At 64.5% G+C, this 24,924-nt stretch carries 27 protein-coding genes; 16 read left to right on the top strand and 11 right to left on the bottom strand.

Annotation, left to right across the window (positions count from 1 at the left end):
- Positions 1-73 precede the first annotated feature (73 nt).
- The gene (locus ACQ651_RS09930) at positions 74-745 is read left to right on the top strand and encodes a GntR family transcriptional regulator (protein ID WP_430449175.1); all 672 of its coding nucleotides are present in this window, start codon (positions 74-76) and stop codon (positions 743-745) included.
- Positions 746-748: 3 nt separating this feature from the next.
- Complete coding sequence (locus tag ACQ651_RS09925) at positions 749-1,489, top strand: aspartate/glutamate racemase family protein (protein WP_227284776.1); 741 nt, start codon at positions 749-751, stop codon at positions 1,487-1,489.
- A 63-nt stretch (positions 1,490-1,552) separates the two neighbouring features.
- Here the strand turns inward: ACQ651_RS09925 and ACQ651_RS09920 are convergent, their stop codons facing one another.
- From ACQ651_RS09920 to ACQ651_RS09885, 8 genes are read right to left on the bottom strand one after another with little or no spacing between them, the layout of a single operon-like run.
- A complete protein-coding gene (locus ACQ651_RS09920; protein WP_375551905.1) occupies positions 1,553-1,963 on the bottom strand; it encodes a RidA family protein in 411 nt (136 codons plus the stop codon).
- On the bottom strand, positions 1,963-2,355 hold the full coding sequence (locus ACQ651_RS09915; RefSeq protein WP_430449174.1) for an acyl-CoA thioesterase: 393 nt from the start codon (positions 2,353-2,355) through the stop codon (positions 1,963-1,965). Before ACQ651_RS09915 ends, ACQ651_RS09920 begins: the two co-directional genes overlap by 1 nt.
- Positions 2,356-2,371: 16 nt before the next feature.
- Positions 2,372-4,000 carry an AMP-binding protein gene (locus ACQ651_RS09910; protein WP_227284770.1) on the bottom strand — a complete coding sequence of 543 codons (1,629 nt, stop codon included), beginning with the start codon at positions 3,998-4,000 and terminating at the stop codon, positions 2,372-2,374.
- A gap of 4 nt (positions 4,001-4,004) precedes the next feature.
- Entirely contained in the window at positions 4,005-5,162 is a 1,158-nt protein-coding gene (locus ACQ651_RS09905) for an acyl-CoA dehydrogenase family protein (RefSeq protein WP_430449173.1), read from the bottom strand.
- Positions 5,162-5,965, bottom strand: coding sequence for an enoyl-CoA hydratase family protein (locus ACQ651_RS09900; protein WP_375551907.1), 804 nt, complete (start codon positions 5,963-5,965; stop codon positions 5,162-5,164). Before ACQ651_RS09900 ends, ACQ651_RS09905 begins: the two co-directional genes overlap by 1 nt.
- A 5-nt stretch (positions 5,966-5,970) precedes the next feature.
- Complete coding sequence (locus ACQ651_RS09895) at positions 5,971-6,438, bottom strand: MarR family winged helix-turn-helix transcriptional regulator (RefSeq protein ID WP_430449172.1); 468 nt, start codon at positions 6,436-6,438, stop codon at positions 5,971-5,973.
- Positions 6,435-7,190 carry an SDR family NAD(P)-dependent oxidoreductase gene (locus ACQ651_RS09890; RefSeq protein ID WP_430449171.1) on the bottom strand — a complete coding sequence of 252 codons (756 nt, stop codon included), beginning with the start codon at positions 7,188-7,190 and terminating at the stop codon, positions 6,435-6,437. The genes ACQ651_RS09895 and ACQ651_RS09890 overlap by 4 nt, the downstream gene beginning before the upstream one ends.
- A complete protein-coding gene (locus ACQ651_RS09885; protein WP_430449169.1) occupies positions 7,187-9,481 on the bottom strand; it encodes a bifunctional salicylyl-CoA 5-hydroxylase/oxidoreductase in 2,295 nt (764 codons plus the stop codon). Before ACQ651_RS09885 ends, ACQ651_RS09890 begins: the two co-directional genes overlap by 4 nt.
- Positions 9,482-9,644: 163 nt before the next feature.
- Between ACQ651_RS09885 and ACQ651_RS09880 the strand changes: the two genes are divergently transcribed.
- From ACQ651_RS09880 to ACQ651_RS09815, 14 genes are all read left to right on the top strand, one after another.
- Entirely contained in the window at positions 9,645-10,475 is an 831-nt protein-coding gene (locus ACQ651_RS09880; protein WP_430449168.1) for an alpha/beta hydrolase, read from the top strand.
- A complete protein-coding gene (locus tag ACQ651_RS09875; RefSeq protein WP_430449167.1) occupies positions 10,472-11,305 on the top strand; it encodes a tryptophan 2,3-dioxygenase in 834 nt (277 codons plus the stop codon). The genes ACQ651_RS09880 and ACQ651_RS09875 overlap by 4 nt, the downstream gene beginning before the upstream one ends.
- Before the next feature lie 3 nt (positions 11,306-11,308).
- A complete protein-coding gene (gene kynU, locus ACQ651_RS09870) occupies positions 11,309-12,499 on the top strand; it encodes a kynureninase (protein WP_430449166.1) in 1,191 nt (396 codons plus the stop codon).
- A 257-nt stretch (positions 12,500-12,756) separates the two neighbouring features.
- Complete coding sequence (locus ACQ651_RS09865; RefSeq protein ID WP_430449165.1) at positions 12,757-14,103, top strand: ABC transporter substrate-binding protein; 1,347 nt, start codon at positions 12,757-12,759, stop codon at positions 14,101-14,103.
- 67 nt (positions 14,104-14,170) lie between these two features.
- Positions 14,171-15,469 carry an ABC transporter permease subunit gene (locus ACQ651_RS09860; protein ID WP_430449164.1) on the top strand — a complete coding sequence of 433 codons (1,299 nt, stop codon included), beginning with the start codon at positions 14,171-14,173 and terminating at the stop codon, positions 15,467-15,469.
- Complete coding sequence (locus tag ACQ651_RS09855; protein WP_227284751.1) at positions 15,466-16,293, top strand: carbohydrate ABC transporter permease; 828 nt, start codon at positions 15,466-15,468, stop codon at positions 16,291-16,293. The genes ACQ651_RS09860 and ACQ651_RS09855 overlap by 4 nt, the downstream gene beginning before the upstream one ends.
- The gene (locus ACQ651_RS09850) at positions 16,293-17,336 is read left to right on the top strand and encodes an ABC transporter ATP-binding protein (protein WP_430449163.1); all 1,044 of its coding nucleotides are present in this window, start codon (positions 16,293-16,295) and stop codon (positions 17,334-17,336) included. Before ACQ651_RS09855 ends, ACQ651_RS09850 begins: the two co-directional genes overlap by 1 nt.
- Positions 17,333-18,748 (top strand): glycerophosphodiester phosphodiesterase, encoded by a 1,416-nt coding sequence (locus ACQ651_RS09845; RefSeq protein WP_430449162.1) that lies wholly within the window; start codon positions 17,333-17,335, stop codon positions 18,746-18,748. The genes ACQ651_RS09850 and ACQ651_RS09845 overlap by 4 nt, the downstream gene beginning before the upstream one ends.
- Positions 18,745-19,761, top strand: a complete 1,017-nt coding sequence (locus tag ACQ651_RS09840) for a LacI family DNA-binding transcriptional regulator (RefSeq protein ID WP_430449161.1) — start codon at positions 18,745-18,747, stop codon at positions 19,759-19,761. The genes ACQ651_RS09845 and ACQ651_RS09840 overlap by 4 nt, the downstream gene beginning before the upstream one ends.
- Positions 19,751-20,533, top strand: a complete 783-nt coding sequence (locus ACQ651_RS09835) for an inositol monophosphatase family protein (RefSeq protein ID WP_430449160.1) — start codon at positions 19,751-19,753, stop codon at positions 20,531-20,533. The genes ACQ651_RS09840 and ACQ651_RS09835 overlap by 11 nt, the downstream gene beginning before the upstream one ends.
- A 161-nt stretch (positions 20,534-20,694) precedes the next feature.
- The gene (locus ACQ651_RS09830) at positions 20,695-20,880 is read left to right on the top strand and encodes a hypothetical protein (RefSeq protein WP_227284746.1); all 186 of its coding nucleotides are present in this window, start codon (positions 20,695-20,697) and stop codon (positions 20,878-20,880) included.
- 35 nt (positions 20,881-20,915) lie between these two features.
- Entirely contained in the window at positions 20,916-21,428 is a 513-nt protein-coding gene (locus ACQ651_RS09825) for a hypothetical protein (protein WP_430449159.1), read from the top strand.
- A complete protein-coding gene (locus ACQ651_RS09820; protein WP_430449158.1) occupies positions 21,425-21,826 on the top strand; it encodes a phage holin family protein in 402 nt (133 codons plus the stop codon). The genes ACQ651_RS09825 and ACQ651_RS09820 overlap by 4 nt, the downstream gene beginning before the upstream one ends.
- Positions 21,816-22,739: a DUF3618 domain-containing protein gene (locus ACQ651_RS09815; RefSeq protein ID WP_430449157.1), complete on the top strand. Its 924-nt coding sequence runs from the start codon at positions 21,816-21,818 to the stop codon at positions 22,737-22,739. The genes ACQ651_RS09820 and ACQ651_RS09815 overlap by 11 nt, the downstream gene beginning before the upstream one ends.
- Before the next feature lie 96 nt (positions 22,740-22,835).
- Here ACQ651_RS09815 and ACQ651_RS09810 read toward each other — a convergent pair whose 3' ends face one another.
- The 3 genes from ACQ651_RS09810 to ACQ651_RS09800 all read right to left on the bottom strand — a co-directional run bounded on the left by ACQ651_RS09810 (position 22,836) and on the right by ACQ651_RS09800 (position 24,772).
- Positions 22,836-22,994: a hypothetical protein gene (locus ACQ651_RS09810; protein WP_430449156.1), complete on the bottom strand. Its 159-nt coding sequence runs from the start codon at positions 22,992-22,994 to the stop codon at positions 22,836-22,838.
- Positions 22,995-23,081: 87 nt separating this feature from the next.
- On the bottom strand, positions 23,082-23,804 hold the full coding sequence (locus tag ACQ651_RS09805; RefSeq protein WP_227284738.1) for a gamma-glutamyl-gamma-aminobutyrate hydrolase family protein: 723 nt from the start codon (positions 23,802-23,804) through the stop codon (positions 23,082-23,084).
- Positions 23,801-24,772 (bottom strand): amidoligase family protein, encoded by a 972-nt coding sequence (locus ACQ651_RS09800; protein ID WP_227284737.1) that lies wholly within the window; start codon positions 24,770-24,772, stop codon positions 23,801-23,803. Before ACQ651_RS09800 ends, ACQ651_RS09805 begins: the two co-directional genes overlap by 4 nt.
- Positions 24,773-24,924 lie beyond the last annotated feature (152 nt).

Here is a 24,924-nt window from a genome sequence, read left to right as displayed (position 1 = left end):
ATACAGCACAAAATATCTTGCAATACTCAAGATGAAATATCATCCTGCACCGACGTTTTCGGAGGAGCCGATGATGACCGAAAGCCATGTCGACCGTCTCACCGCGCAGCTGCGCCGGATGGCGGCGGAATTCCGGATCAAACCCGATGAGCGTATCCGGGAGGGCGAGATGGCCAAGCGCCTGTCGGTCAGCCGCACACCGCTGCGCGAGGCGCTGAACCGCCTTGTGTCGGAGGGATATCTGACCTTTACGGGCGGGCAGGGGTTTTTCTGCCGCTCGCTCACGCCCGAACGGATCATGGATCTTTACGAGGCGCGCGCGGCCATCGAATGCGAGGCGATGCGCCACGCGGTGAACCGCGCCAGCCCCGCCGCCATCGCGCGACTGGCCGACGATCTGGACCGGGCCGAGCCGCTTTACGAGCGGACGACCGATCGTCTGGCATTGCTGGAGATGGACGAGGCATTTCATATGGCGCTGGTGCGCCTGTCGGGCAATGCGGAGCTGGAACGGATGCTGGAGAATATCAACGGTCGCATCCGCTACGTGCGGATGATGGGGCTGAAGATGGAGGATGGCAGGCCGGGGCGCATGGGCGCGCACCGGACCATTCTGGGGGCCTTGATCGCGCGGGATCAGGACCTGCTTCTGGCCGAACTGCGCGCCCATATCGAGATGCGCAAGGAGGATGCGACCCAAGCGGTCCGCGATGCCTTTTCCCATATCTACGTGCAGGCGGGCTGAGCGATGCGGAAGACACCGGGTGGCAAAACCGTTTATGGCGCCTCGGTCGGGGTGTTGATGCTGGAGACGCGGTTTCCGCGCATCCCCGGCGATATCGGCAATGCGCTGAGCTGGCCCTTTCCGGTGCAGTACCGCGTGGTGCGGGGGGCCACGCCGGACAATGTGGTGCGCGGCGACCCCCGGTCGCGGCTGGAGGACTTCATTGCCGCGGGGCGGGATCTGGTGGAAATGGGATGCGACGGGATCGCCACGAATTGTGGATTTCTGGCCTTGCTGCAACGGGAAATGGCCGCGGAACTGCGTGTGCCGGTGGCGACCTCCGCGCTGATGCAGGTGCCCATGGTGCAGGCGACATTGCCGCCGGACAGGCGGGTGGCGATCCTGACGATTTCGAAGGAAACGCTCGGCCCCGCGCATCTGGCGGCGGCGGGTGTCCCTGCCGACACGCCCGTGATCGGAACCGATGAAGGGCGCGAGTTTACCCGTGCGGTGCTGGGCGACGAGGCCGAGATTGACTTCGCGGCCTGCCGCGCGGATTTGCTGGACGCGGCGGCGACGCTGACCGCGCGCCATCCCGAAACCGGCGCCATCGTGCTGGAATGCACGAACATGGTGCCCTATGCGGCGGATATCCGGCGGCAGTCCGGGCTGCCGGTCTATTCGATCCACAGTTTCCTGACATGGTTTCAGGCCGGGCTCATGCCGCGCAGGTTTCCCGGCGATCTGGACGACCCGCGCGGCTGATCGCGTCTCCCTTGGGCGGGCGGCACGGCCCTCCCCATGCCGGCCGGTCGGACCTTTTCAACGTCAGCCGTCTGCCGGGGGCGGGATCAGGGCGCTGGCCTCGATCTCGACCAGGGCCGCATCTTCGACCAGCCCGACGACCACGACCATGGTCATCGCCGGAAAATGGCGGCCCAGGACCCGGCGATAGGCTTCCCCCACCTCGCGCTGGCGGGCGAGATATTCGGTCTTGTCGGTGACATACCATGTCAGCCTCGTGATATCCTCGACCCGGCCGCCCGCCGCTTCGACCACGGCGGCGACGTTCTTCAGAGCCTGTTCCGTCTGGCCGATGAAATCATGGGTTTCGAAGACTTTCTGATGGTTCCAGCCGATCTGCCCGGCGACGGACAAACGGCCATCGGCGGCCAGAACGCCGTTGGCATACCCCTTTGCCGGGGCCCACCCGTCGGGCTGGATGATCCTGTGCGCCATTAATCGGCTCCTTCCAAATGCAGTTCCAACGTATCTCTGAGCGGGGCCGGCCACGACAGGGGCCGCCCGTCTTGCCCCACATGCACAAGCGTGGCGCTTGCGGTGAAGCGGGTCTCTCCGTCCGCCGATGCGTGCCAAGCGATGCCCAGACTGCTGGTTCCGATCCGGGTGCATCCCAGGCGGATATCCAGCATGTCGCCGTGGTGGCTGGGTGCGGTGAAGGTCGTTTCGATCTGCGCGGTGGGGACAGCGGCCTTCGCGTGCAGTTCTTCGAACGGATGGCCGATATGGTCGAAGAACGCCTCCACGCAGTCATTCATCATCTCGAAGTAACGCGGATAAAAGACGATCCCGGCGGGGTCGCAATGCTTGAAGAGCACTTTCTGGCGCATCGAAAAAGCCATCTTACTACCCGCCATTCCGCGTCTGCCGCAGACGGAACCGCTGGATCTTGCCGGTTTCCGTCTTTGGCAGATCGCTGACGAAGACGATCGAGCGGGGATACTTGTAGGGCGCTATCGTGGCCTTCACATGGTCCTGAAGCTCCTTGCTCAGGGCCTCCCCGGGCTCCGCGCCCGCGGAGAGAACCACATGGGCCTGCACGATCTCGCCCCGGTCCTCGTCCGGCACACCGATGACGGCGCATTCGGCCACGGCGGCATGGGCCAGAAGGGCCGCCTCCACCTCCGGGCCGGCGATGTTGTAGCCCGAGGAGAGGATGATATCGTCATTCCGGGCGGAAAAATGGAAATAGCCCTCGGCATCCATCACGAAGGTGTCGCCCGAGATGTTCCAGCCATCCTGCACGTAATCCGCCTGCCGCGCGCCCCGCAGATAGCGGCAGCCGGTGGGCCCGCGCACGGCCAGACGGCCGATTTCGCCCGCCGGTAGATCCTGCCCGTCAGATCCGATCACCTTGGCCTCGTAGCCCGTGACGGGCCTGCCGGTGCAGGCCGGTCTATGGTCGTCGAACCGGTTGGTGATGAAGATATGCAGCATCTCCGTCGCGCCGATCCCGTCCAGCATCGGCTTGCCGGTCCGGGCCATCCATTCTTCGTAAACCGGGCCGGGCAGGGTCTCTCCGGCCGAAACCGCCGCGCGGAGGGAGGAGAGATCGGCCCCCTCATCCATCGCCTTCATCATCGCGCGATAGGCGGTCGGCGCGGTGAAACAGACCGTCGCGCGGTATTTCTCGATGATGTCGATCATGTTGGGCGGAGAGGCGTTTTCCAGCAGCGTCGCGGCCGCGCCGAAGCGCAGCGGGAAAATCGCGAGCCCGCCCAGACCGAAGGTGAAGGCAAGCGGCGGCGAGCCGATGAAAACGTCGGTATCGGTGACATTCAGTATCTCGCGCGCGTAGCCATCGGCGATGATCAGGAGATCCCGGTGAAAATGCATCGTGGCCTTGGGCGCACCGGTGGAACCGGAGGTGAAGCCCAGAAGCGCCACATCGTCCTGCGCCGTGTCGACCGCCTGAAACCGGACCGGCTTTTCAAGCGCCAGACGGTCCAGTTCGGCGTCGTGGTTCGAGGTGCCGTCGAACCCCACGACGGTTTTCAGAAAGGCGCTGTCCTTGGCGCAGGCGGTCATCTCGTCCATCAGCCGTGTATCGCAAAGCGCAAACGCGATTTCGGCCAGCTCCACATAGGACCTCAGCTCGCCAGCCCGAAGCATCGGCATCGAGTTGATCACCACCGCGCCCGCCTTGGTCGCGGCCAGCCAGCAGGCGACCATCGCGGGATTGTTGGCCGAGCGGATCAGCACCCGGTTGCCGGGCCGGATGCCCAGATCGTCCACCAGCGCATGGGCCAGACGGTTGGTCCAGTCGGTCAGTTCCTTGTAGGTGCGCCGGCGGCCGTTCCCGATCAGCGCGGTGTGATCGCCAAACCCCTTCGCCACCATCACATCGGTCAGTTCCACCGCCGCGTTCAGCCGGTCGGGGTAGTCGAAGCCGTCCAGAAGCAGGTCGGGCCATGTGTCCGCCGGGGGCAGGTTGTCGCGCGCAAACGTGTCGGTATGGGCTGATGGTCGCAGCATGGTCTTACCCTCCCTGATGCAGGCCAAGCGCCTGACGGGCGATGACCACGCGCTGCACGTCCGAGGCGCCTTCGTAAATGCGCAGGGCCCGGATCTCGCGATAGAGCCGCTCTGTGATCTCGCCGGATTTCACGCCGTCCCCGCCATGAAGCTGCACCGCCTTGTCGATCACCTGCTGGGCATGGTCGGTGGCGAACAGCTTGGCCATCGCGGCCTCGCGGGTGACGCGCGGTGCGCCGCTGTCCTTGGTCCAGGCGGCGCGATAGACCAGAAGGGCCGCGGCATCCACATCGAGCGCCATATCCGCGATATGGCCCTGCACCAGCTGCAGATCGAAAAGCGGGGCGCCCTGAACCTCGCGGGTCGTCACCCGGGTCAGCGTCTCGTCCAGCGCGCGGCGCGCAAAGCCCAGTGCGGCTGCCGCAACGGTGGAGCGGAAGACATCCAGAACCGACATCGCGATCTTGAAGCCCGCGCCGGGCGCGCCGATGAGGTTTGCGGCCGGAACGCGGCATTCCGAAAAGCGGAGCGTGGCCAGAGGATGGGGCGCAATGGTCCGGAGCCGTTCGACGACGTGGAGGCCCGGAAGATCGGCGGGGAGCACGAAGGCCGAGAGTCCCTTCGCGCCCGGCGCCTCGCCCGTGCGGGCGAAAGCCGTGTAGACATCGGCGATGCCGCCGTTGGAGATCCATGTCTTTTCGCCGTTCAGGATGAAATGATCGCCGTCGCGCGTGGCCGTCATCGTCGAGTTGGCCACATCCGAACCCGATTGCGGCTCCGTCAGGGCAAAGGCGGCAATGGCTTTTCCGGACCGGGTCAGCGGCAGCCATTCGGCTTTCTGGGCTTCTGTGCCGAAAAGGGAAATCGCACCGGTCCCCAGCCCCTGCATGGCAAAGGCGAAATCGGCCAGGCCGTCATGGCGCGCAAGCGTTTCCCGGATCAGGCAAAGCGTGCGCACATCCAGCGTTTCGCCGTCTGCCGCGCCGCTGTGGCGCAGCCAGCCCGCCTCTCCCAGAGTGGCGACAAGCGCGCGGCAGGCCGCATCGGTATCCCCATGGTCGATATCGCCCAGATGCAGGGCGGCCCACAGGTCCAGATCCTGCGCCAGCGTCTTGTGACGGGGCTCGAAAAACGGCCAGTCGAGAAAGGTTCTATCCGCCATCACTCCCCCTCGAACACCGGTTTTTCCTTCTTGACGAAGGCGTCATAGGCGCGCGTGAAATCGCCGGTCTGCATGCAGATGGCCTGCGCCTGCGCTTCGGCTTCGATCGCCTGTTCAATCGACATGGACCATTCCTGCGCCAGCATCGTCTTGGTCATCATATGCGCGAAATTGGGGCCGGCGGCGATGCGCGCCGCCATGTCCTGCGCGGCCTCCATGAGATCCTCGGCCGGAACGACGCGGTTGAAGTACCCCCATGCCGCACCCTCCTCGGCGGTGAACGACCGGCCGGTGTAAAGCAGTTCCGCCGCGCGCCCCTGGCCGATGATCCGCGGCAGGATCGCACAGGCGCCCATATCGCAACCGGCAAGCCCGACACGGGTGAACAGAAAGGCGGTCTTGGCCCCCGGGGCGGCAATCCGCAGATCCGACGCCATGGCGATGATCGCGCCCGCGCCGACGCAGACGCCGTCGACCGCCGCGATGACGGGCTTGCCGCAATTGACCATCGCCTTGACCAGATCGCCGGTCATCCGAGTGAAGGCCAGAAGCTCCTTCATGTTCATGCGGGTCAGGGGGCCGATGATGTCATGCACATCCCCGCCCGAGCTGAAATTTCCGCCATTCGGGGCGAAGATCACCGCATCCACATCCTCCGCATAGGGCAGGTCGCGGAACCAGTCGCGCAGTTCGGCATAGCTGTCGAAGGTCAGCGGGTTCATCCGCTCGGGCCGGTTCAGCGCAATCGTGGCGATACCATTCTCGATCTGGCAGAGGAAATGCTGTGGGTCGGGCCGGGCCATGGGGATCAATCCTCGAACTTGTCGGAAATGCGGGCCAGCGCAGTGCTCAGGTCGCTGGCCATGTCGGGGCCGATCTCGGCCAGCATCGCATCCAGCCACGCCTCATGCGCCTCGGCCTGACGGACGAACTCCTCCTTGCCCTTCTGGGTCAGCCGCGCGCGCGCCGCCCGCCGATCCCCTGGGACCTGTTCCCGCAGGGCGAACCCGTCTTCGGCAAGCCGGTCGACGATGCCCGTGACATTACCGTTCGATACCATCAGAAACCGTGAAAGTTCGCTCATTTTCAGGCCCTTGGGATGGCGGTGCAGGGCGGCCATGACATCGAAGCGCGGCAGGGTCGTGGTGAATTCAAGCCGCAGCCGTTCCCGCAACTCGGCCTCGACAAGCCGGGTGGTCTTCAGCAGGCGCAGCCAGAGACGCAGTCGCTCCTTGCTCTCGGGCTCGAACGGGTCCGGATTTGGATTGGTATTCATATTTCACCTCCTGACATGCTGAGTGCGTGGCCGTTGACCGATTGCGCGCCGTCGGAGCAGAGCCAGAGAACCGCTTCGGCCACCTCCGACGTCTGCACGAACCGGTCCTGCGGGTTGCTCCGGCGGAGTGAGCTGGCGGCGTCTTCGGCGCTCATTCCGGTCTTGTCGACGATGGTCTCGATGGAACGGTCCAGAAGCGGCGTTTCGATGAAGCCGGGACAGACCGCGTTGACGGTGATGCCGGTTCTCGCCAGTTCCAGCGCAAGCGCGCGGGTCAGCCCCACGACCCCGTGCTTGGCCGCGCAATAGCCCGACACATAAGGGTATCCCTTGAGACCGGCGGTGGAGGCGATCGCGATCATCCGCCCCCACCGGCGCGACGTCATGTCCGGCAGGGCGGCCTGCCAGAGGTTGAAGACGCCCGCCAGATTGACCGACAGGTCGCGGGCCAGATCCCCCACAGCCATCCGCGAAAACGGAATGCTCTCTGCCGCGCCTGCATTGGCGATGGCGATGTCGACGGGGCCCTGCGCCGCGCGGGCTTCGTCCAGCGCCGATCTGACCGCATCGGCATCGGTCACGTCGCAGCTGAGCGCCAGCGCGCCGGTCCGGTCCGCGACCGACCGCAACGGGTCAGGCCGGCGGCCCAGTATCGTGACCTTGCCGCCCAGAGCCGCCGCGCGCAGCGCGATTTCGGCGCCGACCCCGGTGCCTCCGCCGGTTATGACGATATGTCTGCCTGTCATGCTCATGCCCGGATCGCCTCCGCTTCGCGGTCGGCCAGTCGCCACGCCTGATCGCGGCCCGCCTCGTAAGGCAGGGGCCAGATGGCATGGCGGTCGCCGATCCGCGCGGCCTCGTGAAACGTCCAGTAGGGATCGGCCAGATGCGGGCGGCCAAGGGCTACCAGATCGGCGCGGCCCGCCATCAGGATCGAGTTCGCATGATCCGCCTCGTAGATGTTGCCCACGGCCATGGTGCTGATACCGGCCTCGTTGCGGATCCGGTCGGAAAACGGGGTTTGGAACATCCGGCCATAAACCGGCCTCGCTTCGGTCGTGGTCTGGCCGGCGGACACGTCGATGATATCGGCGCCGGCGGCCTTGAAGGCCCGGGCAATCTCCACCGCATCCCCGGGGGTCACGCCGTCTTCGCCCACCCAGTCATTGGCGGAGATCCGGACCGACATCGGTCTCGGCGCCGGCCAGACGGCGCGCATCGCCGCGAACACCTCCAGCGGATAGCGCAGGCGATTTTCAAGGCTGCCGCCATAGGCGTCTTCGCGGGTATTGGACACCGGCGAGATGAAGGAGGAGATCAGATAGCCATGGGCGGCATGCAGTTCGATCATGTCGAAGCCCGCCCGTTCGGCCATCCGGGTGGCGGCCACGAACTGATCGCGGACCTTGTCCATCTCATCGCGGGTCAACGCGCGGGGGGTGGCGTTGCCGCTGGACCAGGGAATAGCGGAGGCGGAGATCAGATCCCAATTGCCGGTTGCAAGCGGCGTATCCATCCCCTCCCACCCGATATTGGTGGAGCCCTTGCGCCCGGAATGCCCGATCTGGCAGCAAATCTTAGCCCGAGTCTCCGCATGGACGAAATCGACGAGACGCGACCATGCGGCCTCATGCTCCGGCGCGTAGAGCCCGGGACAGCCGGGCGTGATCCGCCCGGTCTCCGACACGCAGGTCATCTCGGTATAGACAAGTCCCGCGCCCCCCTTGGCGCGCTCCCCGTAATGGACAAGATGCCAGTCCGTCGGGCAGCCCTCCACGGCTTTGTACTGGGCCATCGGCGACATGACGATGCGGTTGTCCAATGCCATCTCGCGCAGCCTGAAGGGCGCAAACATCGGCGGGCGGACAGGCGCGTCGGCGGGCAGTCTGGCCTTTTGCTGAAACCATCCCTCGGCCGAGCGAAGCCAGTCCGGGTCGCGCAGGCGCAGGTTCTCGTGCGAAATCCGTTGTGACCGGGTCAGGAGCGCGTAGTTGAACTGCACGGGGTCCATGTCGAGATAGCGGTCCACCTGTTCGAACCACTCCAGCGAGTTGCGCGCCGCCGATTGCAGGCGCAGCACGTCGAGGCGGCGTTCGTCCTGATACCGTTCGAAGGCGCGTTGCATGTCCGGTTCGCTGTGCAGGAATTCGGCCAGGGCGATGGCGCTGTCGAAGGCCAGCCGGGAGCCCGACCCGATGGAGAAATGCGCCGTTGCCGAGGCATCGCCCAGCAAAACGACGTTCTCGTGGTGCCATTTCTCGCACAACACGCGGGGGAAATTCATGAACACCGCCGATCCGCGCAGATGATCGGCATTCGACATCAGCGGATGGCCGTCCAGATGATCGGCGAAAATCTCCTCGCATTTGGCGATTATCTCGGATTTCGACATCGTCTCGAACCCGATCCTGTCCCATGTGTCCTGCTGGCATTCCACGATCACCGTCGCGGTGTCGGCGTCGAACTGATAGGCATGGACCCAAACCCATCCATGGGCCGTCTTCTCGAAGATGAAGGTGAAGGCATCGTCGAATTTCTGATGGGTGCCAAGCCAGATGAACTTGCACTCCCGGATATCCACCTCGGGCTTGAAATGCTGCGCCCATGCGGTGCGCACGGCGCTGTTGATCCCGTCGCAGGCCACCACGAGATCATAGTCGCCGGTATAGGTCTCCACCGGCCCGATGGGGGTTTCGAAGCGCAGATCGACGCCAAGCTCCCGCGCGCGCTCCTGCAGCAACAGAAGCATCTTCTTGCGCCCGATGCCGGCAAAGCCATGGCCGCCGGAAACGGTGCGATGGCCGTCATGAACTACCGCGATGTCATCCCAATAGGCGAAGTTTTCGCGGATCGCAGCGGCGGAGACGGGATCGTTTTGCGCCATGTTCTCCAACGCATCGTCGGACAGAACCACCCCCCAGCCAAAAGTGTCGTCGGCCTTGTTCCGCTCGAAAACGGTGACCTCATGGGATGGGTTGCGCAGTTTCATCGAGATGGCGAAGTAGAGACCTGCCGGACCCCCTCCAAGACATGCGATGCGCATCTTCGTCTCCCTGATTTCTCGGCGCTGGCTTGTGGCGCTTCTGTTAATAGGAATCATCTTAACCGGCACTGAAAGTATTTCAAGTATAAAATTTTAAGCTTGAAGTTTATTTTCGGAAGGCCTAACCATTGCGTATGACTGGGGCGTTGAAAGGGAAGGGGCGATGATCGACTGGACGGACGCGTTCGACAATTCCAGCTATGTACCCGGCAGCGACAAGCTGGCCGGGCTTTGGTCCGATGCGGCATCGGCCTATCGGGACCGGGCCATGCCGGCAGGCCGGGCGCGTTTGGATATTCCTTACGGGCCGGGACCGCGAAACCGGTTCGACCTGTTCTTGCCGGGGACAAAGCCGAAAGGGCTGATCGTGTTCATCCATGGCGGCTATTGGAAGGCGCTGGACAGGTCCTTCTGGTCGCATATGGCCGCCGGTCCGCTGTCCCATGGTTGGGCGATGGCGATCCCCAGCTATACGCTTGCACCGGAGGCGCGCATTTCGGAGATCACGCGGGAGATCGGCGCGGCGATCACCGCCGCGGCAGGCGAGGTGCCGGGCCCGATCCGGATCATCGGCCATTCCGCGGGCGGGCATCTCGTATCCCGGATGCTGTGCAGATCGGGTCCGTTGGACAGCCCGGTGCTGGATCGGCTGGAACGGGCGATCTCGGTCAGCGGCATTCATGATCTGCGCCCGCTTCTGCAGACCGATATGAACAAGACCCTGCGCCTGAGCGAGGCGGAGGCGGAGGCCGAGAGCCCGGCGCTGCAGGACCCGCATGAGACGATCCCGATCTGTTTCTGGGTCGGGGCGGCCGAGCGTCCGGAACTGGTTCGACAGACCCGCCTGATCGGCGAGATCTGGGGCGCGAAAGGTGCCGATACCAGCGAGGTTTACGAGCCGGGGCAGGATCATTTCTCGGTCATCTCCGCGCTGGCCGATGCCGAAAGCCCCTTGGTGAACACACTGACCGCACCCAAGAAGGTGACCCCATGACCGATGCCTATGACCCCACCGATGACGGCGCCAAGATGTCTTTCAGGAAAGACATGAGCTATGGCGACTATCTGCGGATGGATCAGGTGCTGGGCGCGCAGCATCTCCTGTCCGACGCCCATGACGAGATGCTGTTCATCATTCAGCATCAGACCTCCGAGTTGTGGATGCGGCTTGTGCTGCACGAGATATCGGCGGCCCGCGATCTGATAGGCCGCGGGCAGTTCCAGCCGGCCTTAAAGATGCTGACGCGGGTCGCCCGGATCTTCGATCAGTTGAACTCGGCCTGGGATGTGCTGCGCACGATGACGCCAAGCGATTACACGACCTTCCGCGAGGCTCTGGGCAATTCGTCGGGGTTTCAGTCGCACCAGTACCGGCTGATCGAATATGCGCTTGGCAATCGCAACACCAGCATGATGAAGATGCATGAACACAGGCCCGAACTGCACCGGCTGCTGCAGGACGAACTGGCGCGGCCCTCGCTCTATCATGTGGCGCTCGATGCGCTCTCGGGAGAGACCGGGATCTCCTTCGATCCGGCCGTGTTCCGGATGGACGCGCCGCATCAGTCCGATGAGACCGTCATCGCGGCCTGGACCAAGATCTACCGGGCGCCGGAAACCTATTGGACACTCTACGAGCTGGCCGAGAAGCTGGTCGATCTTGAGGATTACTTCCGGCGGTGGCGGTTCAACCATGTCACGACGGTGGAGCGCGTCATCGGGTTCAAACGCGGTACCGGCGGCACCAGCGGTGTGCAATATCTGCGCCGAATGCTGGAGGTGGAGCTGTTTCCCGAACTCTGGCACTTGCGCGGAGGGCTTTAGACCATGGCAACATTACCCAGAAAGGACCTGTTCGATCTGCCCGAGGGCGTGATCTATCTCGATGGCAACTCCCTTGGTCCCCTGCCGAAATCGGTCAGGGCGCGGGTGGGCGACGTGATCGGGGCGGAATGGGGCACAAGCCTGATCCGGGGCTGGAACGACGCCGGTTGGATGGATCAGCCCGGGCGTGTCGGCGGTCTGGTGGCCCGGTTGATCGGCGCGCCGGAGGGCAGCGTCATGATGGGCGATACCCTGTCGATCAAGGTCTATCAGGCGCTGGCGGCAGCGTTGGAGATGCGCCCGGACCGCAAGGTGGTCCTGTCCGACAGCGGCAATTTCCCAACCGATCTTTACATGGCGAGGGGGCTTCTGACCTCGCTCGGGCAAGGCCACGAGCTGAGGATCGTGGACCCCGAGGACGTCGCGGGCGCAATGGACGAGACTGTGGCGGCGGTGATGCTGACGGAAGTTGATTACCGCACGGGCCGCAAGCACGACATGGCGGAGTTGACAAGGCGGGCCCATGATGCCGGGGCGGTGATGATCTGGGATCTGGCCCATTCGGCGGGTGCGCTGCCGGTGGACCTGACCGGATCGCACTGCGAATTCGCGGTCGGGTGCAGCTACAAGTATCTCAATGGCGGCCCCGGCGCGCCGGCCTTCATCTATGTGCGGCCCGATATCATGGATCAGGTACGGCCCGCCCTGTCGGGATGGATGGGCCATGACGCGCCCTTTGCCTTCGATCTGGACTATCGCCCGGCCGCGGGCATCGAGAGGATGCGCGTGGGCACGCCGCCGGTTCTTCAGATGAGCGCGCTGGAGGAAGCGATGTCCGTCTGGGACGGTGTGACGATGGATGAAATCCGGGCCGCTTCGATCCGCTTGTCGGAACGCTTCATTCAGGAGGTGGAAGCCCGCTGCCCGGAACTGGTGCTGGCCAGCCCGCGGGAGCCGGCGATGCGGGGGTCCCAGGTTTCCTTTGCGTTTGCAGAGGGATATGCCGCGATGCAGGCGCTGATCGCCCGTGGCGTCATCGGCGATTTCCGCGCGCCGGATATCATGCGCTTCGGCTTTACCCCGCTTTATCTGGACGAGGACGATATCGTGGCGGCCGCCGGCATCTTGCAGGACATCATGGCCAACCGGCTTTGGGACGATCCGGCATACAAGACGGCGAACAAGGTGACCTGAGCCTCTTTTCGGGCCGGAGAAGGGGGCTTGGCGGGTGTGCCGGATTGGCGCCCGGCGGCCTGCCCGCGGGATGACCTGACCAGACGCCCGGCCCGCGGATCGAGGCGCTTGGCGGGGCCGATTTCCGGGTCCGGTCTCCATCCCCAGGCTGACGTAGCGGCAAACATTGTCTTGATGGTGTTACAAGAATCGAAGAGGCTCTGCACACGTGTGCACTCTGGCGCATCCTCTGCCACAATCGTTCTTTGGAGAAACTGATGACCATATTGACCCGCAGCACGGCTATCGCCGCTGCCTTCGCTGCCCTCGCGGCTCCGGCCCTTGCCGAGCAGATCACCATCACCGTCTGGGCCGGAGGTTCGAACGACAACGACAGTTACCGTATCGAGGCGATCGAGATGGCCGCCGACATTCTGGAGCGCGAAGCCGCGATCCGGGGCGAAGAGATCGACATCACCGTCGACGGCCGGTGGGATTTCGCCGGATGGGATGAATTCAAGCAGGCCGTGACGCTTGGTGCCGAGGCCGGCACCGCGCCCAGTATCGTCGTCACCTCGCATCTCGACATCGCCCCGTGGAGCCAGGCCGGGTACATCGTGCCGGTCGAGGATTATGTCGATCTGGATGCCTGGCCGCTGAACAACGTCTATCCGAACCTCATGGAAATCGCCGCCTTCGGCGGCACGCAATGGGGTGTGCCGCAGGATTCCGAGTCGCGCCCCTTCTTCTTCTGGCGCGAAACGATGAGCGGGCTGGGCTATACCGAAGAGCAGATCGATGCATTACCCGACATGGTCGCCAGCGGCGATTACACGCTCCGCGACATGCTGGCCGATGCCACCCGCGCCGTCGAAATGGGCCTTGTGGAGGAAGGATACGGGTTTTACCCGCGCGTCTCCAACGGGCCGGACTATGCGCAGTTCTATCAGTCCTTCGGCGGCGAACTGATCGACCCCGAAACCGGACAACTGGTCTTCGACCGCGCGGCGATGACCGAATTCTACCAGTTCTTTGTCGATGCGGTGGAGGCGGGCGTGACCCGGCAGAACCATATCGGCACCGACTGGGACCAGTGGTACAACGAGGTCGCCAATGGCCGTGCCGCGTTCTGGCATGGCGGGACATGGCATTTCGGCCGCTACGGCCGCGAGGGGAACGAGGATTTCTGGAACACGATCCAGTTTTCGCTGATCCCGGCGGGCAATGATGCCGGCCGCCCCAACACGATCACGCATCCGCTTGTCTATCTGCTGACCGATCAGGACGATGACCGGGCCGAAGAGATTGCCGCACAACTGGTGGCCATCGCGACCGAGCCGCGCCTGAACACGCTGCACGCGATCAAGTCGAACCATCTTGCGGTGGCGCAGGCGCAGCAGGGTCTGGATCTCTACAGCGGCGACAGATGGGCGTCAGAGGCGACCGAGGTGCTGCTGGCCTCGGCCAATGCGCAACCCAACCATCTGCAATACGGGGCCTTTTCCGAGGCGATGTTCAGCGGTCTGGAATCCGCGTGGAGCGGCACCCAGAGTGTCGAGGAGGCCGTTGCCGAGGTCGAGGCGCAGATGCGCGCGACCCTGGGCGACGATCTGATCATCCGCTAGGGCGGCCACCTGTGACGGGGCGCCGAAGAACGGCGTCCCGATCCCTTCCTGCAAAGAGGTCTCCCTCATGCGCGCCCGCCTGCTTGGTATCGGTTTTCTGGCTCCCGCACTTGTCGCGGTGTCGTTGTTCTTCCTGCTGCCGGTCCTGCTGACCGCGGTATTCTCCTTCACGAACATGTCCACCTCCACGGGCATCAGCGGCGGCGAGTACCTGATCATTGAAACCGATCTGCGCGACCTGCCCGCGCAGGGCGTAAGCGCGGAGACCGTCACGCAGCTTGGCGAGGCGGGATACGCGATTACCGAGGTCGGGCTGGCGCGCATGGCCGCCGCGTTCGGCGAAGACCGTGCACAGGAGTTGCGCGAGGATTACCTTGGCGACACATTCGAGGCGCGCCGCGATCTGGAGCGCCTGCTGCGCGATTTGGACGACAATCCGATCCGCAACACCCGCGAGCGCAAGGCCGCCGCCGACCTTTTCGCCGTCACGATCGTCGGCGAGAGATACGACACCGAAACCGCGTTTCGCGACGCCCTTTCGGACACGGGCATAAACCCTACGGATCACGACGCGCTTGTCACCGCGGCCTATACCGGCTGGATCTGGACCAGCGACAACTTCTCGCTTCTTTTCGAGCTGCCTTCGACCCTGCGCTATGTGCTGAACACGGCGTTCTATGTTGTCTGCACGCTGGCGTTCAACATCACCTTCGGCCTCTTTCTGGCGATCTCGACCTTCTACCTGCCGCTGAAGCTTGCGAATGTCTTCCGCTCGATCTGGTTCCTGCCCCGCATCCTGCCGCCGGTCATGTATGTGCTGATGTGGAACTGGTTCACCTGGGATAACGGTTTCATCGCCACGGTCACCGGCTGGTTCGGCGTCCCGCAGCAGAACTGGATGATGCAGACCCCGACCCACGCCTGGACCGTGATCATCCTGATCAACGGCTTCGTCGGTGCGTCGCTCGGGATGATCCTGTTTTCCTCGGCGATCAAGGCGATCCCGCTTCCGATGCTCTATGCCTCCGAGGTGGATGGTGCGAACCGCTGGCAGCAGGTGCGCTACATCATCCTGCCGCAGATGCGCTGGCCGATCCTGTTCCTGACATCGTACCAGACGCTCAGCCTGCTCACCTCTTTCGAATACATCCTGCTTGCCACCGATGGCGGGCCGGGGAGCACGACCGAAGTCTGGGCGCTCGCCGCGTATCACACGGCGCTCAGCAATTACGGGGGCAATCTGCAATACGGGCTTGGCGCCGCCTTTGCGCTGATCCTGGTGGTGATCGGCATCGTTCTGTCGGCGCTCTACCTTCGCTTTTTCAACTTCAGGGAACTGGTCGCCAAGCCGAGGATCGAACAATGACGGGACATGCACGCATCTGGCATCTTGTGGCGATCCTCGGCATTTTCTCTCTGCCGCTGATCATCATGTATGTGTTCCAGGTTGTCGAAAGCGTCGCCGCGCCCGCGCCGGGCTCGTTGATCCCGGGCGAGCTGGACCTGCAGAACTGGCGCTTTCTATGGGGCAGTATCGACAGCGGTCGCCCCTCCATCTGGCGGGTCACGCTGAACACGTTCCTCTTTGCCAGCATCACCTCCTTTCTTGTCTGTGCGCTGTCGCTGACGGCGGGCTATGCCCTGTCGCGTCTGAACCTGCCCGCCCGGCCCCTGTTTCTGGGGGGGCTGATCATCCTGCATGCCTTCCCGACCGTCACCCTGATCATCGCGATTTTCATCATCCTGCAGATCATGGGGCTTTATGACACGCTTCTGGGGATCATTCTGGTGAAGGCGGCGCTGGAACTGCCCTTCGGCATCTGGATCATGAAGGGCTTCTACGACACCGTGCCGTGGGAGATCGAGATGGCGGGCGTGCAGGATGGCGCAAGCCGGCTGCGCGTCTGGTGGGAACTGGTCCTGCCGCAGATCAAACCGGGCCTCTCGGCGCTCTTGATCATCTCCTTCCTTGCGGCGTGGTCGGAATTCGTGCTGCCGCTGGTGCTGGCGCCGGGCTCGGGGGCGCAGGTTCTGGCGACCTACATGAACGCCGTGATCAACGACGATACCAACCAGGATTTCGGCCTCTTCAAGGCGGTCGGCATGTTCTATTCGCTGCCGGTGATCCTGGTCTACCTGCTGTTCCAGAAACAGCTCATGAACATTTACGGCGGAGGTACGAAGGGCTGATGGATCTCAGGCTGAGCAAATTCACCAAACGCTTCGGCGATGTGACGGTGATCGACAAGATGGACCTGACCGTCCGAAGCGGCGAGATGATGGCGCTTCTGGGCCCGTCGGGCTGCGGAAAATCCACGACGCTGTTTGCGATCTGCGGCATTCACAAGATGGATGGCGGCACGCTCCATTTCGGGGAGGAGGAGGTGACACGGTTGCCCGCGCAACAGCGCCCGGTCGGTGTCGTGTTCCAGAACTACGCGCTCTACCCGCACATGACCGTCGCCCAGAACATCGCCTTTCCCTTGCGGGTTCAGCGCAAGACCAGATCCGAGATCACCGATGAGGTGGGCCGGATGGCGGAGCTCGTGCAGATCTCGAACCTGCTGGACCGGCGCCCGGCGCAACTGTCGGGCGGGCAGCAGCAGCGCGTGGCGCTGGCCCGCGCGATGGTGCGCAAACCCGATGTTCTGCTGCTTGACGAACCGCTGGCCAATCTCGACGCCAAGCTGCGGCTTGAAATGCGATCCGAGATCCGGCGCATCCAGCGCGAAACCGGGATCACCGCGATCCTCGTCACCCACGATCAGGTGGAGGCGATGTCGATGTGTGACCGGATCGCGCTGATGAAGGACGGGGGGATCGTGCAGCTTGATACGCCGATGGGGATGTATACAGACCCGGCGGACAAGTTCGTGGCGGGTTTTCTGGGCAATCCGCCCATCTCCTTCGTGCAGGCGCAATCGGGTGACAGCCTCGATCTGGGGCACGGGCTCCGGATCGCGAGGCCGGACGGGTTGCAGGCCAGGGGCGAGATCACGCTTGGCATCCGGCCTGAACATGTCGGCCCCCAATTCGGCACCGGGCTGGAGGGCGAGGTGGTCTTTGTCGAGCCGCAGGGCAGGGAGGAGCTGGTCGATATCCGCCTTGCCTCCGGCGCGGAATTGCGCGCGATCCTGCCTTCGGGCACCGGGCATGCGCTTGGCCAGCGGGTCGATTGGGGGGTCGATGCCAAACGCATACTTGCATTCTCATCGGAAGGCGCGCGCCTGTGATCGACCAGCCACTGCCGCCGCGACCCTATGCGATCGCGCATCGCGGCGCCTCCGCCTATGCGCCGGACAACACGCTTGCGGCGTTCCGTAAGGCCGCGGAGCTTGGCGCCGATATGTGGGAGGTCGATATTCGAATGACGGCGGATGGCGCGATTGTGGCCTTCCACGATCCGGCACTGGCCGATGGCCGCGCTATTGCCGATGTGACACTGGCCGAATTGCGCAAAGCCAAACCCGATTGCCCGCTTCTTACGGATGTTCTGGCGCTGGCGGCGGAAACCGGCGCGGGTATCTACGCCGATATCAAGGACATCAATGCCAGCCTGCCCACGCTGGCCGGGCTGAAGACCCACGAGATCGACCTTGCCATTCTGGGCGCCTTCGACACCGATGTGACCGATCTGCTGCGCCATGCCGGTTGCCCCTATCCGATTGCAGCGCTGGTGCCGCTTGGGGCCGATCCGCACGATCATGCGCCGCGCGCGGATATCATCCACCTGTGCTGGGAACGGATGGAGCGCCCGCAGGATACCCTGACCGAGAGCTTCTTTCGGCGTGCCTTTGCGGATGGTCAGCGGGTGGTCCTCTGGCATGAGGAAGACCCGGTGCGCATGGCCGCGATCCGCACCCGTCCGGTCACCGGTATCTGCTCGGACATGCCCGAACTGGTGAACCCGTTTCGCCCGCCCGCCACATGGCCGGTGGAGGTCGTGTGCCATCGCGGGGCCAACAGGATCGCCCCGGAAAACACCCTGCCGGCCGTGGAATGCGCGCTGGCCGCCGGCTTTTCCCATGCGGAGGTCGATCTGCACCTCACGACCGACGGCAGGATCGTCGTGATCCATGACCCGACGCTGGATCGCACGACCTCCGGCACCGGTCCGGTCCCGGCGATGACGCTGGCGGAGCTGCGGGCGCTGGATGCGGGGGGTTGGTTCGACCCGTTTTTTGCCGGCACGCGGATACCGACCCTGCAAGAGGTGCTGGCGGTCGCGCTGAAACATGACGGGCAGCTTTATCTGGAGCTCAAATCGGCCCCGCCTGCGCCGGTCTGGGATCAGGTGACCCAGGCCGGGCTGCAGGAGCGGGTGTTCTTCTGGTCCTTCAATCGTGATTTTCTGCGCAACCTGCGGTCGCTCGCGCCGACCGCGCGGATCATGGCACGTCGGCAGGATTACCCGGACCTGCAAGCCGCCATTGACGATTATGGCGCCGATCTGATCGAATTCCTGCCGAGTGACGATCCGCTGGAGGTCGCGGCACTCCGGGGGGGTCGCATCCGCAGCATGGTCGCCTACATGGAAAAGACGCCCGATATCTTCGATCGGATCATCGCGATGCGCCCCGATATGGTCAATCTGGACGATCCCTTCGCCTTTCGGCGGCACCTTGCGGCATGTGACATTTCATGACCGACGGCCCGAAACGCAAACCCACCTCCTTCGATGTCGCCCGGCTGGCCGGGGTGTCGCGCTCGGCGGTCTCCCGGGCCTATACGCCCGGGGCCCATATCGCCGAGGCGACGCGCCAGAAAGTTCACGCCGCCGCCACCGAACTGGGCTACCGGGTCAATTCGCTGGCACGCGGTCTGCAAGGCCAGCATTCCGGGATCGTGGGTCTGGTCGCGTCGCGGCTGGACACACCGCTCCGGTCGCGGCAGGTGCGCCTTCTGGGGCAGTCCCTCATCCGGGAAGGGTTCCGGCCGATGCTGCTCACGGCCGAAAAACCGGACGAGGTCGGCGGGCTGATCGACGGGCTTCTCGGCTATAGCGTGGCCGGAATGATCGTGACCTCGGACACGCCGCCAAGCGCCCTGATCGAGGATTGCGGCCGCCTTGGCCTGCCGGTGGTGCTGATCAACCGGGCGGGCAAGACAAGCTGGGGCGACAGGATCGTCGCCGACAGTGAAACCAGCGGCAAACTGGTCTTCGACATGCTCCGATCCTCGGGTGCGGCCAATCTGGCCTGTCTTGCGCCGAGGGTGGAAACCTTCTCCGTCGCCGGGCGCATCCACGCATTCATGGGCCGTGCCGAGGCTGCCGGGGTGCCCTGCAGGATGCTGCTGGCCGACGACCCGGCCTATGGCAGTGCGCGGGCCGCGCTGAAGGCGCAATCGGCGGCGCTGGAGGGGGTCGACGGGCTCTTTTGCGCGACGGATCTGATGGCGATGGGCGCGCTGGATGCGCTGCGCTTCGACCTTGGCTGCGCCGTGCCCGACGAGATCCAGCTTGTCGGCTTTGACGATATCGAACAAGCCGGATGGGCCGCGTATGATCTCTCGACCGTCCATCAGGATCTGGAAGAGCAGGCCGCGCTGGCGATGCGGCTGCTGAAGGAACGCGCCGCCGATATCGACATGGCGCCGCGCACCGTAACCCAGACCCTTGTGCCGGTCTATCGGGGAACCACCAGACATGACCGTTGATCGCCTGGCGCTCGCCGTTTCGCTCGCCGACGAGGCCGCGGCCCTTGCGCGGTCCCTCCGGTCCGACCCGGAACGGCTCGACATCACCGAAAAGGGGCCGATGGATCTGGTTACCGCCGCCGATCACGCCGTGGAGGCGCTGGTTCGGAACCGGCTGGCCGAAACCGATCCCGCCGCCTCCGTCCTGGGCGAGGAAAAGGGGCGGACGGGTGCGGGCCGGGCCTGCTGGATCGTCGATCCGATCGACGGGACGGTGAATTTCGCCCGTGGCACGCCGGACTGGGCGATCTCCATCGCCTATTTCGACGGGGAGGCGCTGACCGCAGGGGTCATCCACGCCCCGGATCTGGGCCTGACCGCCGCGGCCGCGCGCGGGGGCAAGGCCCGTCTGAACGGGGTCGAAATCCGCCTTGATGCGGCGCGCACCATGGGCCCGATCGTGGCTCTGGGATACTCCGCGCGCGGATCGCTTCCCGACTATCTGGCCCGGATCGAGGCGCTTTTGGCCGATGGTATCGAGCACCGCCGCCACGGGGCCGCGACCATTGGGTTTCTCGGGGTTCTGGCGGGGTGGTTCGATGCCTATCATGAGCCGATGCTCAACATCTGGGATGCGGCGGCGGGCCTTGTGCTGATAGAGGCCGCGGGCGGCCTCGTGCATCATGATCCGCTCGCGTCCTTTCTGGAGCGGCCTTCCGAGGTGCTGGCGGAAACCGGCCAGATCGCCGGCTTGCGCAGCCTCCTTTCCCTTGAGGCTTCCGGGCGGCGCTGAAGAGCTGCCCGCGGGTCGCCACGAGAGAAACCCCATCCCCCAAACAGTCATGGATCGGCGCCGGGCGCGGCCGCTCCGAAGCTGCACCGCCGGCGGGAGAGCGATGGAACTATCCGGGCCTTGGAAACGTTTCATCCCTGACGAACGGATCGGAGAACGACATGAGCGCCCCAGACACAGACGTCCAGAAACAGGCGAAGCGTCACCGCGGCGCTCTTTTCGGAATTGCCGGGGTCGTCGTGTTCGCGGGGTTGCTCTTTCTTCTCTTCCTGACGGTGGCGACGGACCCGGACGAGACCGGCTTCGGCGCGGAGACCGATGCGCCCGCGACCGAACGGGCGCCGTGACGCCGACCCCGGCCAGCTCAGCATTGGAGGACCCCATGACAGAGATCAAGAAAGCGAAGCAGACCGTAAAATCCAAGGCGCTTGAAGCCAAGGAGGCCGCGCAATCGCGCGCCAAATCCGCTGCCGAAGACCTCAAATCGGCGGCGTCGACTGCCGCAGACGATGCGCGCGCGCAGGTCGAAGCCGAAGCCTCCGGCGTGAAGGCGCGGCTGGCCGATGAGATCACCGCCGTCGCCGATGGCGTCTCGCGGACTTCCGAACGCATGACGGAGGACGCGCCGCATACCGAAACCGTTGCGGCGGTGGCACGGCAACTGGATCGGACCGCAGACGCCGTGCGCGAGGCGGATCTGGGCACGATCGCCACACGTCTGTCGAGCTTTGCCCGCCGCAACCCGGCGGCCTTCCTCGGCGGGGCGGCCATTCTCGGCATCGCGGCCGGACGCTTCCTGAAGGCCAGCAGTCCGGAGCCGGCGATGCAGAGCGATGTCCAGCCGCATCACATCCCGCAGCCCGCGCCCGCGCAACTGGGGAACGACAGCGCATGACTGACACGCCCGATACCAAAGAGTCCGGGTCGCTCATCTCTTCCGTCCTGCTGCATCTGAGCCGGCTGATCCGGAAGGAATTCGAGCTGGCGAAGGCCGAGATGAGCGAGAAGGTCAATCGCGCCGCCTTTGCGATCGGCTTGCTGGTGATCGGCGCCATCTTGTTGCTGAGTGCGCTGAACGTGCTTGCGGGGGCGGCGGTTGCCGGCCTTGTCGAGCTGGGACTGACACCCGGATGGGCGGCACTGGCCGTCTCCGGTGTGGTGCTGCTGATCGCCGCCGTGCTGGCCGCGAGGGGGATCAGCATTCTCAAGACGACCCGATTTGCCCCGACCGAAACGGTCGAGACGATCTCAAACGATTTTGCGACCCTGAAGGAGAGCATCCATGACCAATGAGAAAACCGCCGCAGATATTGAGACCGAAATCGCGCAGGAACGTCGCGCGCTGGCCGAGAGCCTTTCGGAACTGACAGAGCAGTTTTCGCCCGAAAAGCTGGTTGAAACCGTGTCCGAGACCATCAAGACCCATGGCGGCGACGTGGCCGAAACACTGGTGCGTGGTGTGCGGGAAAACCCCGTGGCCGTGGGCCTTGTCGGCGCGGGCCTTGCCTGGCTGGTGCTGGGTGGGGCGTCCGCGACCAAGACGAAGCCGTCGCCTGCGACCTATGACACGACCCCGCGCCCCACGGCGGGCGGGTTCGCGGAAGATACGGACCCGCAGGATTTCACCGCCCGGGTCGAGGCGGCGGATGCCGCGATCAGGAAAGACCGGTTCACCGAAGAAGAGCCGTCGGCATTCGAGCGTGCCCGCACCCAGGTGGCCCGCAGTGCCGCCAAAATGCGCGAAACGCTTTATGACGGGACCGCGGAGTTGAGCGATGTGGCCCGCGCCCGGGTGATCGAGGCGCGTCAGAAGGCGATCTCCGCTCAGGCCCGGATCGAGGCGGCGGCGTCCAGAGCCTCCGCGGGCGGGCAGAAGATCTTCGCCGAGCATCCCCTGCTTGTCGGTGCGGCTGTCGCCGTTGTGGGGGCTGCGGCGGCCATGGCCCTGCCACGCACGCAAATCGAGGATGAGCAGTTCGGTGCGCATCGCGATGCGCTTCTGGCTGAGGCGGAACGGGTTTGGCACGAAGAAGTTGCGCGCGCCAAGCGCATGGGCGAGGCCGCACTGGACGAGGCAAAAACCATGGCGGCGGAGGCTGCCGAGGACCTGCCCGACGGGGAAGAGGCCGTGGCGACCGCAGAAAACAAGCTGCGCGACGCGGGCGAGCGCGTCGTGGCCCGCGCCAAGGATGCCGCGCGGCACTGACCACGGCAGGTCATGCTACTGTTCTGAAATCGAAACATGTCAAAACGAAAAGGGCACCGCCATCAGCGGTGCCCTTTTTCGTGCCGAGTTGCGAAATTAGCGGCGGTTCGGCTCGCTACGGTTCCGGTCATGGTCGGACAGGTCCGATCTGACTCTCGACGCCTTATCGACCCCGTCTTCCGTCTTCCGTCTGGCGGTGATCGCAATGATCGTGACGGCCACGAAGACCAGGCCGCTTGCGGTTATCAGGAGCATGTCCAAGGTCATTTCAGGGCCCTCCGTTGCTTCGGATTCGAGACTAAACGCGAAAAGATGAAGAAATGTTCCAACAGCTGCCCGATATCAGGCTGGGTCTGCCTGCGCGTCCTGCCGGTCGACGGCGCCAAGCTGCGGGCGATCCTGCTGGCAGGCCTTGGCAGCGGCGACCAGCGCGCGGAAGAGGGCGCGCTGGCGGCGCGCGTAAAACAGATGCTCCGGATGCCACTGAACGCCAAGCGCAAAGGGCTCCTTCACCCGTTCCACGGCCTGGATCATGCCGTCCTCATCGCGAGCGGCCACCGCAAGACCGGTCCCCAGCTTGCAGACGGCCTGCGTGTTCATCGCGTTGACCTTCATCACATCAAAGCCCGCGATCCGGGCCAGCCGCGACCCCGGTTTGATATGTACGGATTTTCGCGGCAGGATGGTGTTGAAGCGCCGCCCGCCGGTCGTGGCATAGGCATCCTGATCCAGATCGCCGCCCAGAACCACGTTCAGCATCTGAGAGCCACGGCAAATGCCCAGGATCGGCAAGCCCGCGTCAAAAGCCTGTTCCAGAACGCTTTTCTCCATCTCGTCGCGGGCCTCGTCAAGCCGCGCGCCGATCACGATCTCTCCGCCGTAAAGCGCAGGCGCGATATCGTCGCCACCCCCGATGATGACCCCGCTGACCGCGGAGATATCCACGTCTTCGGCGCTCTGCCAGCGCAGCGCCTTGCCGCCCGCAAGCCAGACGCCCAAAGCCATCAGCGGAAAGATCCGCCAGCCCGAGCGATGAGAGACCGTGACGCCGATCCGGGGCTTCATGGCAGCAGCTCCCGATGGCCGCTCCGGGAGAGGATTTCCATGGCCGTCTGCGCCCAGTCGGTCCGCAAGGTGGTGAGCGCCGCGCGATGGTCTGCCCATGCGGAGGCAAGCTCCGCCAGCACCGCACCGTCTTCGGCGATGCGTTCGATGGCAACCCACCGGGCCCATTCCGCGCCGACCGACCAGTCCGGCTCGTCGATGCGGCAATCGGGCAGGCGGTAGTGATAGGCGGGCCGGGCGCTGACCGGCGACAGGCCGTGAACGGCGGCATCCACCGCCTTCTGATCGATGTGTTTGAAGATCGGCAGCATGTCGAGCCCGCGATCCCGCGTCGGATCTGTCTCCAGATAGGCGGCGATAAGATCGCCGATCGTCCGGAAATCTGCCTTGGCGAGGCAATCGACAAGGGCGCGGGAGTAGGGGTCGACAAAGGGCAGAAGGCGGCGCGAGGTGTCGATGGGGTCGGTGTGCCGCAGCACATCCTCGCAGAGGGCATAGGCCTGCAATGTGGGGAGTACATCCTCCAGCCGCTCGCCCTTGATCTGAACATTGAGATGCACGCCGAAACCCAGAAGCCAGCCGCTGCGGCTTCCGATTGCGCCGTTTTCGCGGGCCGTGGCGCATATGCTGTCAAGATGGCCCAACTGGTTCGGGTCAAGAGGTGCCGTGACGATCTCCACCGGGACGATCTCGCGGGCCAGATCAAGGCCGGCCTCGTGCCATTTGCTGGTGGCGGACTTCCGGAATGCGGTATCGAGATAGACCTCGATATCGCCAAGATCCGTATCGAGCACCCGGAATTCATGGGCGGCCTCTTCTTCGACCGTCCCGCCGCATTCGTCTGCGATGAGATGTGCGAGTTCTTTTTCGGAAAGACCGGCGAGTTCGATCTCAACTCCGACCTTGCGGCGGTCTCCACTCATGTCGGTGGGGGTCGGAAGGTCCAGCGGCTCGGCACGAAAAGACATATTCATTTCCCATGAACGCGGAAGCCCGCGAGTTTGTTCCCGCAAGACGCCGAGATTTCAGGCCGGACGGGTACTCGGGCCCGGTCCCCGCAGGTTACAGCACGTGGCGCGGCTTCACGGGAAAATGGCCAGTTGCAGGAACAACTGGCCGT

Source organism: Rhodophyticola sp. (genome assembly GCF_965284195.1).
In the GTDB taxonomy this organism is placed as follows: domain Bacteria; phylum Pseudomonadota; class Alphaproteobacteria; order Rhodobacterales; family Rhodobacteraceae; genus Rhodophyticola.
The sequence above is the reverse complement of the archived record's forward strand: the minus strand, read 5'-3'. Positions and strand labels throughout refer to the sequence as shown.

Excerpts from the sequence above, each read along its gene's own strand:
- ACQ651_RS09930 (WP_430449175.1), top strand. The coding sequence starts at position 74 with ATGACCGAAAGCCATGTCGACCGTCTCACCGCGCAGCTGCGCCGGATG.
- ACQ651_RS09925 (WP_227284776.1), top strand. The coding sequence starts at position 749 with ATGCGGAAGACACCGGGTGGCAAAACCGTTTATGGCGCCTCGGTCGGG.
- ACQ651_RS09920 (WP_375551905.1), bottom strand. The coding sequence starts at position 1,963 with ATGGCGCACAGGATCATCCAGCCCGACGGGTGGGCCCCGGCAAAGGGG.
- ACQ651_RS09915 (WP_430449174.1), bottom strand. The coding sequence starts at position 2,355 with ATGCGCCAGAAAGTGCTCTTCAAGCATTGCGACCCCGCCGGGATCGTC.
- ACQ651_RS09910 (WP_227284770.1), bottom strand. The coding sequence starts at position 4,000 with ATGCTGCGACCATCAGCCCATACCGACACGTTTGCGCGCGACAACCTG.
- ACQ651_RS09905 (WP_430449173.1), bottom strand. The coding sequence starts at position 5,162 with ATGGCGGATAGAACCTTTCTCGACTGGCCGTTTTTCGAGCCCCGTCAC.
- ACQ651_RS09900 (WP_375551907.1), bottom strand. The coding sequence starts at position 5,965 with ATGGCCCGGCCCGACCCACAGCATTTCCTCTGCCAGATCGAGAATGGT.
- ACQ651_RS09895 (WP_430449172.1), bottom strand. The coding sequence starts at position 6,438 with ATGAATACCAATCCAAATCCGGACCCGTTCGAGCCCGAGAGCAAGGAG.
- ACQ651_RS09890 (WP_430449171.1), bottom strand. The coding sequence starts at position 7,190 with ATGAGCATGACAGGCAGACATATCGTCATAACCGGCGGAGGCACCGGG.
- ACQ651_RS09885 (WP_430449169.1), bottom strand. The coding sequence starts at position 9,481 with ATGCGCATCGCATGTCTTGGAGGGGGTCCGGCAGGTCTCTACTTCGCC.
- ACQ651_RS09880 (WP_430449168.1), top strand. The coding sequence starts at position 9,645 with ATGATCGACTGGACGGACGCGTTCGACAATTCCAGCTATGTACCCGGC.
- ACQ651_RS09875 (WP_430449167.1), top strand. The coding sequence starts at position 10,472 with ATGACCGATGCCTATGACCCCACCGATGACGGCGCCAAGATGTCTTTC.
- kynU (WP_430449166.1), top strand. The coding sequence starts at position 11,309 with ATGGCAACATTACCCAGAAAGGACCTGTTCGATCTGCCCGAGGGCGTG.
- ACQ651_RS09865 (WP_430449165.1), top strand. The coding sequence starts at position 12,757 with ATGACCATATTGACCCGCAGCACGGCTATCGCCGCTGCCTTCGCTGCC.
- ACQ651_RS09860 (WP_430449164.1), top strand. The coding sequence starts at position 14,171 with ATGCGCGCCCGCCTGCTTGGTATCGGTTTTCTGGCTCCCGCACTTGTC.
- ACQ651_RS09855 (WP_227284751.1), top strand. The coding sequence starts at position 15,466 with ATGACGGGACATGCACGCATCTGGCATCTTGTGGCGATCCTCGGCATT.
- ACQ651_RS09850 (WP_430449163.1), top strand. The coding sequence starts at position 16,293 with ATGGATCTCAGGCTGAGCAAATTCACCAAACGCTTCGGCGATGTGACG.
- ACQ651_RS09840 (WP_430449161.1), top strand. The coding sequence starts at position 18,745 with ATGACCGACGGCCCGAAACGCAAACCCACCTCCTTCGATGTCGCCCGG.
- ACQ651_RS09835 (WP_430449160.1), top strand. The coding sequence starts at position 19,751 with ATGACCGTTGATCGCCTGGCGCTCGCCGTTTCGCTCGCCGACGAGGCC.
- ACQ651_RS09830 (WP_227284746.1), top strand. The coding sequence starts at position 20,695 with ATGAGCGCCCCAGACACAGACGTCCAGAAACAGGCGAAGCGTCACCGC.
- ACQ651_RS09825 (WP_430449159.1), top strand. The coding sequence starts at position 20,916 with ATGACAGAGATCAAGAAAGCGAAGCAGACCGTAAAATCCAAGGCGCTT.
- ACQ651_RS09820 (WP_430449158.1), top strand. The coding sequence starts at position 21,425 with ATGACTGACACGCCCGATACCAAAGAGTCCGGGTCGCTCATCTCTTCC.
- ACQ651_RS09815 (WP_430449157.1), top strand. The coding sequence starts at position 21,816 with ATGACCAATGAGAAAACCGCCGCAGATATTGAGACCGAAATCGCGCAG.
- ACQ651_RS09810 (WP_430449156.1), bottom strand. The coding sequence starts at position 22,994 with ATGCTCCTGATAACCGCAAGCGGCCTGGTCTTCGTGGCCGTCACGATC.
- ACQ651_RS09805 (WP_227284738.1), bottom strand. The coding sequence starts at position 23,804 with ATGAAGCCCCGGATCGGCGTCACGGTCTCTCATCGCTCGGGCTGGCGG.
- ACQ651_RS09800 (WP_227284737.1), bottom strand. The coding sequence starts at position 24,772 with ATGTCTTTTCGTGCCGAGCCGCTGGACCTTCCGACCCCCACCGACATG.